Genomic DNA, 7,016 nt, shown 5'->3' with positions numbered 1-7,016 from the left:
CGACTTCAGTCGCGACGGCTTTACCGGTAGAGCCCGTCGCGACTGAAGTCGCTCCCACAACGCTCGGCTGGCTGGGCGTTAGCGCCGATGCTGTCCTAGCCGGCGTTGCCCAGCAGAGGCTGCAGCGTCGCTTCCAGTTCGCGGCGGCGCCAGCCGGCCAGCGGTTGCGGCCATTGGCCGCTTTCCAGCAGCGCTTCCAGGTGCTTGCGCGAGGCGAGCAGGCCGTCGGGCAGGCCCAGTTCGGCGCTGCGCGCGGAGACCGCGTCCTGCAGGCGCTTCAATGCCGCCTTGTTGTCGTCGCTGGCGGCCAGCGCCAGCGGTGCCTCGGCTTCGTCGGGCAGTGGCGTGGTCAGCGCCTGCCACAATGCGTCGCCGAGCTTGCGCGGCGCCTTGGGATGCTTGTCGAGCAGCGCCTGCAGGCCGTTGCGGTCGTCCGGCGGGAAACGCGCCAGGGTGGCGGCCAGCTCGTTGTCCAGGATCCAGCTGCGCGGCTTGTCGCTGTGCCGGGCCTGTACGTCGCGCCAGCGCAGCAGGCGCAGCAGGCGCTGTTGCGACGGCGGATCCATGAACTGCGCCGCGCGCATGCCCAGGTGCGGCCAGCGCTCGCCTTCGTCGTGTTCGACGGTACCGAGCAGGCGTTCGCCGTCCTCGTGCAGCCAGGCGCTGCGGTCCAGCGCCTGCAGCCGCTGCTGCAACGCGTCGTGGATCGCGAACAGGTGGCGCACGTCGTCGGCGGCGTATTCCAGCTGCGCCGGCGACAGCGGGCGGCGCAGCCAGTCCGAGCGGGTCTCGCCCTTGGCCAGGTGCACGCCGGTGATCTCCAGCACCAGCTTCTGGTAGCCCATGCCGGCGCCGATGCCGGCCAGGCCGGCGCCGATCTGGGTATCGAACAACGGCCGCGGCAGCGCGCCGCAGGCGCACTTGAACGCGACCAGGTCTTCGCTGGCGCTGTGCATGACCTTGAGGATGGACGGGTCCGACAACCACGGCGCCAGCGCCTGCGGCATGCCGGGGATCAGCGGATCGATCAGCAGGATCTCGTCGGCCACCGCCATCTGCACCAGCGCCAGCTGCGGCCAGTAGGTGCGTTCGCGGACGAATTCGGTATCCAGGCCGATCCTGGCCGGGCGCTGCGCCAGCCGTTCGGCCAGCTCGGCGGGTTGCTTGATCCAATAGGGCACGTGGTTTCCGTCGAATGCAGGGTTTGCTCAGGCAGGCGAGAATAGCCTAACGTCGGCCCGCCGGCCGCACGGACGCCGATGGCGCCGATGCCATCGGGAAGCCAATGTCCTTGGGAGGATGCGTGCGCACGAGCGGTTCTGTGATCGCCTGGACCCTGCTGGCCGCGCTGCTGGGTGGCTGCACCGGGCAGGCGCCCGCGCCTGCGCCTGCCAAGCCGGCGCCGCAGGCCAGGCCCGCGCCGGCCAAGCCGGTGCAGGCGCCCAGCGTCACCATCGGCGGCGAGGATGCGGCGGAGACGGTGGCGCGCTGGCAGCCGCCGCTGCCGACGCTCGATCGCAGCGGCCTGGCCCAGGCGCGGCGCGATGCCGCGCGCGCACTGGCCGAAGACCGCCTGTTCGAGGACTCGCAATCGGCGATCCCGCTGTACCTGGCGATCCGCGCGCTGGCGCCGGAGGACAAGGTGGCGCGCGACGGCCTGCGCAAGGCGCGGTTGCGGTTGCTGCAACTCGGCGATGCGCTGCTGCACGCGTCGGAGCAGCAGGAGCAGGCACTGGAGCGCGCCGGCCTTATCGCGATGGTGGCCCTGTCGCTGGATGCCGACGATCCGGCGGTGCGGCGCCTGCAGCAGCGGGTGGAGGTCGCGCTGCGGGTGCTGGCCTACAACCGTGCCGGCGAGGAGGATCTGCGCGCCGGCCGGCTCGGCGAGGACGGCAACGGCGCATTGGCCAACTTCCGCGAAGCGCTGCAGCTGGACGCCGACGATGCGCGCGCGCGGCAAGGCGTGGCGGCGGTGGAGAGCGCGGTGATCCGGCGCGCCGAGGCGGCTGCGGCGGTGTCCGATTTCGCTGCAGCCGGCAGCTGGCTGGCGCGCGCCGCACGCATCCGCGACGGCGCCGCCACGGTGCGCGATGCGCGCGCGCGGGTGGAGGGCGTGCGCACCGCGCGCATCGCCGGCCTGCGCGATGCCGGCCTGCGCGACCTGGCCACGCCGGCCGGACTGAAGGCCGCGCGCGAGAAGCTGGGCGAGGTGCTGCGCATCGCCGACCCGGGCGATCCGGTGGCGGCGATGCTGCGCGAGCGCATCGACCTGGCCACCCACTACGGCAGCTTCCGCCCCGGCCAGGTGTTCACCGACGGCATGAGCAGCGGCGAGCGCGGGCCGCAGATGATCGTGGTGCCGCACGGCGGCTTCCGCATGGGCGCCAGCGCGACCGAGCCCGGCGCGGTGCCGGCGGAGCAGCCGCAACACTACGTGCGCTTCGAGCGCGGTTTCGCGATGTCGATCACCGAGGTCACCGTGGCCGAGTTCCGCCGTTTCGTCGAGGCCAGCGGCGCGCGGCCGCGCGCGACCCGGCGCGGGCATTCGATCGTCTACGACGAACGCAGCGGCAATTTCGTGCGCCGCAGCGGCACCGACTGGCAATCGGACTACAACGGCGCGCGCGCCGCACCCAACAGCCCGGTGATGCACGTCAGCGTGCGCGATGCCGAGGCCTATGCGGCGTGGCTGTCGCTGCAGACCGGGCGCCACTACCGGCTGCCCAGCGAAGCCGAGTTCGAATATGCGCTGCGCGCCGGCAGCCGCGGCCGCTATCCGTGGGGCAACGCCGGCGTGCCGCCGCGCGGCAGCGGCAACTTCACCGGCGGCGGCGACGTCTCGCCCAGCGGCCGGCACTGGAACAACGCCTTCGTCGGCTACGCCGACGGCTTCTGGGGACCGGCCCCGGTCGCCAGCTTCAAGGCCAATGCCTGGGGCCTGCACGACATGGGCGGCAACCTCAGCGAATGGGTCGCCGATTGCTGGCATTCCAGCTACCGCCGCGCGCCCGCCGACGGCAACGCCTGGTACAACCCCGGCTGCCGTTCGCGGCTGGTGCGCGGCGGCAACTGGGCCAATGCGCCGGAGCAGACCCGCGCCGCCTGGCGGCTGATGCAGGACTCCGACACCACCAGCGCCCGGGTCGGTTTCCGCCTGGTGCGCGGAATTTGACGCGCCCGCGCGGCCGCGGCGGCTACAGTGCGGCGCACGGGCAGGCGCCGTCGCCACCCACCAGCCAGCAAGGGGATTGGACATGAGCAACGTCTTCGGCCGCCAGGGCGGGGAGCAGGGCGGTAGCCGCCGCGGGCCGCTGGGCGGGCTGCGCTGGCTGGTGCTGCTGGGCTTCGCCGTGTACGCGGGGTTCTACTGGTTCTCCAATCGCAGCGAAGATCCGTATACCGGCGAGAAGGTGCTGATCGACAGTTCGCTCGGCGTGGAGGACGAGAAGGCGCTGGGGCTGCAGGCCTACCAGGAGATCCTGGCGCAGGAGCGTCCGCTCGATCCGCAGTCGCAGGTGGCGCAGCAGGTGCGCGCGATCGCGCAGCGGCTGATCGCCAAGGTCGACGTGGTCGAGGATGCGTTGGCCGCCGAACACGGCATGCAGGCCAAGCACTATGCGCGCGGTTTCGATTGGGACGTCAACGTGATCGAGTCCGAGCAGGCCAATGCGTTCTGCCTGCCGGGCGGCAAGATGGCGGTCTACACCGGCCTGCTGCCGGTGGCCAGGAACGCCGACGCGGTGGCGGTGGTGATGGGCCACGAGATCGCGCACGCATTGCTGCGCCATGGCGCGCAGCGCATGGCGCAGCAGAAGCTGACCCAGATCGGGCAGATGGCCGGCGCGGCCAGCGGCATGGACCCGCAACAGCAGCAGATGGCGATGGCGGCGATGGGCTACGGCTACCTGCTGCCGTACGCGCGCAGCCACGAGACCCAGGCCGACGAGGTCGGGCTGATGCTGGCCGCGGCGGCCTGCTTCGATCCGCAGGAAGCCATTCCGCTGTGGGAGCGGATGAGCGCCAGCAGCGGCGGCCAGGCGCCGCCGGAGTTCTCCTCCACCCACCCGAATCCGGGCACGCGGATCCAGAACCTGCAGGCGCTGATGCCCAAGGCGATGGAATACAGGCAGCGCTTCTGCGAAACGGCGAAGACTGCGCAGCGGTAGCGGTAGTCGGCGTCGTAGGCGTGGCGCTCGCGCGCTCGCGCGTGTCGTGCCTAACAGGACTGCGCACACGGTTGCGTGCGCAGTCCGCCGCCACTCGCCCGATCAGCGCGTGGACACCTGGGCCGGCGTCGTCGCCTCGGGCGCGACCAGCCCTTGCCCGATCGCCAGCAGTTCGACGAACTCGCGGCGGCTGCCGCTGCGGTCCTCGCCGGTCGCCGCGCGCGCCGCGCTGGCCACCTGCGCCCAGCTCCAGCCATCGATGTGCGTGCCGCCGCGCAGCAGGTCGGCGTAGGCGGCGACCGCGGCGGCGAAGCGCAGATCCGCGCTCGGCTGCGTCGTCGCCGAGGCGGTGGCGATCGTGCTCTGCAGCAGGCGGCTGCGTTCCTGACCGGGCAGCTTGTAGCGCAGCCGCAACTGCGCCAGTTCGCCGGCCTGGCGCGGCGCCTGCGGCTGCGCCGGTGCGGCATAGCGCAGGGCCGGCAGGCGCGGCGCCGCGCTGCCCACCGGGGTGATCTCGTACAGCGCGGTGACGCTGTGGCCGGCGCCGATGTCGCCGGCATCGACCTTGTCGTTGGCGAAATCCTCGCGTGCCAGCAGCCGGTTCTCGTAGCCGATCAGGCGGTACTCGGCGACCTGCGCCGGATTGAACTCGACCTGGATCTTGACGTCGCGGGCGATGGTCAGCAGCGTGGCCTGCATCTGCCGAACCAGCACCTTGTGCGCCTCGCGCGCCGAATCGATGTAGGCGTGGTTGCCGTCGCCGACGTCGGCCAGGCGCTCGGCCATCGCGTCGTTGTAGTTGCCGCGGCCGAAGCCGAGCGTGCTCAGCGCCACGCCGCTGCGGCGCTGGTCGGCGACCAGGGTCTCCAGCGCGTCCTGGTCGACGGTGCCGACGTTGAAGTCGCCGTCGGTGGCCAGAATCACCCGGTTGCTGCCGCCGGCGACGAAGCCCTGCCGCGCGGTCGCATAGGCCAGGCGGATGCCGTCGCCGCCGTTGGTGCTGCCGCCGGCCTGCAGCCGCTCCAGCGCGGCGAGGATCTCGGCATGGCGGTCGCCGGGCGTCGGCGGCAACACCAGCCCGGCGGAGCCGGCGTAGACCACGATCGAGACCCGGTCCTGCGCGCGCAGCTGCGGCACCAGCATGGCGAAGGCCTGCTTGAGCAGGGGCAGCTTGTCGGCCGAGGCCATCGAGCCGGAGGTGTCGATCAGGAACACCAGATTCGCCGGCGGCAACGCCTGGCGCGGCACGTCGTAGCCCTTGATGCCGATCATCAGCAACTGCCGCTGCGGATTCCACGGCGCGGTGGCCAGTTCGGTGGTGACGCGGAACGGCGTGTCGGTATCGCGCGGGGCCGGATGCGCGTAGTCGAAGTAGTTGATGAATTCCTCGGCGCGCACCGCGTCGGCTGGCGGACGCTGGCCGTCGTGCAGCATGCGCCGCACGTTGGTGTAGCTGCCGGTGTCCACGTCGATCGAGAAGGTGGACAGCGGTTGCTCGCGCGCGCTGTGCACGGGGTTGTCGGACGCGTGCTGGTAGTGCTCGCGATCGGCTTGCGGCGGCTGCGCGCTCAGCGGCATGCGCTTGGCCACCGCATTGCGTGCGTACGATTGTGCCGGCGCGATGGCCCGGGCCGGTGGAGCGGGCGGCGCGGGCGCCGACACCAGTCGCGGTTCGGATCTTGCGCTGCCTTCGAGCAGCAGCTGCGACGACGCGTACGTTTCGGTGGTGCTGGCGGCATCCGCCGATGCCGATGCCGGCGCCGGCGTGGCGGTGCGTTCGTCGGCGGTGCTGCATCCGGCCAGCAGCGTTGCGAGGATCAGGCAGGTCAGGGTGGGGCGGTGCAGGCGTGGGTGCATGGCGGTGCGCTCGGTGTTGGTCCAAGGCTGCAAACGCGCGACGGACGGAATCGGGGTTGGGCCGGCGCTCCCTGCCGTGCGCGCGGCGCATGCCTTCACGCTGGATGCGCCTGGTTTGCACATGGCCTGGCAACGGCGGGTGCATCATGCGCCCATCGCCACCGGGAGCATTCGCCATGAACCGCCTCTTGCCGCCGTTGCTCGGACTGGCCGTGCTGCTGGCAGGCTGCGCCACCAACCGCCTCAGCGATGCCGAGCGCCTGTCGCTGTACCGCGCCAACGCCGGCGCGCCGGTGCGCCACTTCCAGTACTTCAACCGGCTCAGCGGCTGGACCGCGCTGGGCGACAGCGCGCTGGCGGTGTGGACGCGCCCGAACCAGGCCTATCTGCTGGAGCTCAGCGGCCGCTGCATGGATCTGGATTTCGCTCCGTCGATCGCCATCACCCATTTCGGCAATCGGGTTTCGGCGCGGTTCGACGACGTCATCGTGTTCGGCGGTTCCGCGCGCACGATCCGGCTGCCGTGCCGCATCCAGAGCGTCCGTCCGCTCGACGTGAAGGCGCTGCGGATGTCGGAGAAGGAGTTGCGCGAGGCGAAGATGCAGGCGCGCACGGAGCAGGCGCCGGACGAGAAGGCGTCCGAGGAGAACGCGCCGGACGAATAGCGCCGGCGCCAGGCATCGTGCGCGCCGCGGCGCGCACGGCTCAGGATTCCTGTTCGGGTTCCACGTAGCCTTCGGGCTTGGCGGCGCCGCCCTGGAACAGGAATTTCTCCAGTTCCGTCTCCAGGAACGCGCGGTGCTTGGGGTCGCGCGGCGACAAGCGGTTCTCGTTGATCAGCATGGTCTGGTGCGCCAGCCATGCCTGCCAGCCGGCCTTGCCGATCTGCGCGAACACGCGCTGGCCGAGTTCGCCGGGATACGGCACGTAGTCGAGGCCTTCGGCGTCGCGTTGCTGGTACTGGCAAAAGACGGTGCGGGGCATGGCGGTTCC

At 71.5% G+C, this 7,016-nt stretch carries 6 protein-coding genes; 3 read left to right on the top strand and 3 right to left on the bottom strand.

Going from position 1 to position 7,016, the window contains the following annotated elements:
- Positions 1–95: 95 nt before the first annotated feature.
- Positions 96–1,181, bottom strand: a complete 1,086-nt coding sequence (rnd, locus tag VDQ83_RS15435) for a ribonuclease D (RefSeq protein WP_455435614.1) — start codon at positions 1,179–1,181, stop codon at positions 96–98.
- A 104-nt stretch (positions 1,182–1,285) separates the two neighbouring features.
- On the opposite strand from rnd, the gene VDQ83_RS15430 reads away from it, so the two are divergent.
- Entirely contained in the window at positions 1,286–3,172 is a 1,887-nt protein-coding gene (locus VDQ83_RS15430) for an SUMF1/EgtB/PvdO family nonheme iron enzyme (protein ID WP_455435613.1), read from the top strand.
- 82 nt (positions 3,173–3,254) lie between these two features.
- Positions 3,255–4,166, top strand: a complete 912-nt coding sequence (locus VDQ83_RS15425) for a M48 family metallopeptidase (RefSeq protein ID WP_455435612.1) — start codon at positions 3,255–3,257, stop codon at positions 4,164–4,166.
- 102 nt (positions 4,167–4,268) lie between these two features.
- Here VDQ83_RS15425 and VDQ83_RS15420 read toward each other — a convergent pair whose 3' ends face one another.
- Complete coding sequence (locus tag VDQ83_RS15420; RefSeq protein WP_455435611.1) at positions 4,269–6,023, bottom strand: vWA domain-containing protein; 1,755 nt, start codon at positions 6,021–6,023, stop codon at positions 4,269–4,271.
- A 176-nt stretch (positions 6,024–6,199) separates the two neighbouring features.
- Between VDQ83_RS15420 and VDQ83_RS15415 the strand changes: the two genes are divergently transcribed.
- On the top strand, positions 6,200–6,688 hold the full coding sequence (locus VDQ83_RS15415; protein WP_455435610.1) for a DUF6491 family protein: 489 nt from the start codon (positions 6,200–6,202) through the stop codon (positions 6,686–6,688).
- A 40-nt stretch (positions 6,689–6,728) separates the two neighbouring features.
- Here VDQ83_RS15415 and VDQ83_RS15410 read toward each other — a convergent pair whose 3' ends face one another.
- A complete protein-coding gene (locus VDQ83_RS15410; protein WP_455435609.1) occupies positions 6,729–7,007 on the bottom strand; it encodes an oxidative damage protection protein in 279 nt (92 codons plus the stop codon).
- Between the last annotated feature and the right edge of the window lie 9 nt (positions 7,008–7,016).

Source organism: Xanthomonas sp. WHRI 7945 (assembly GCF_035026585.1).
Note: the sequence above shows the minus strand (reverse complement) of the source record. Positions and strands in the feature narration are given on the sequence as shown.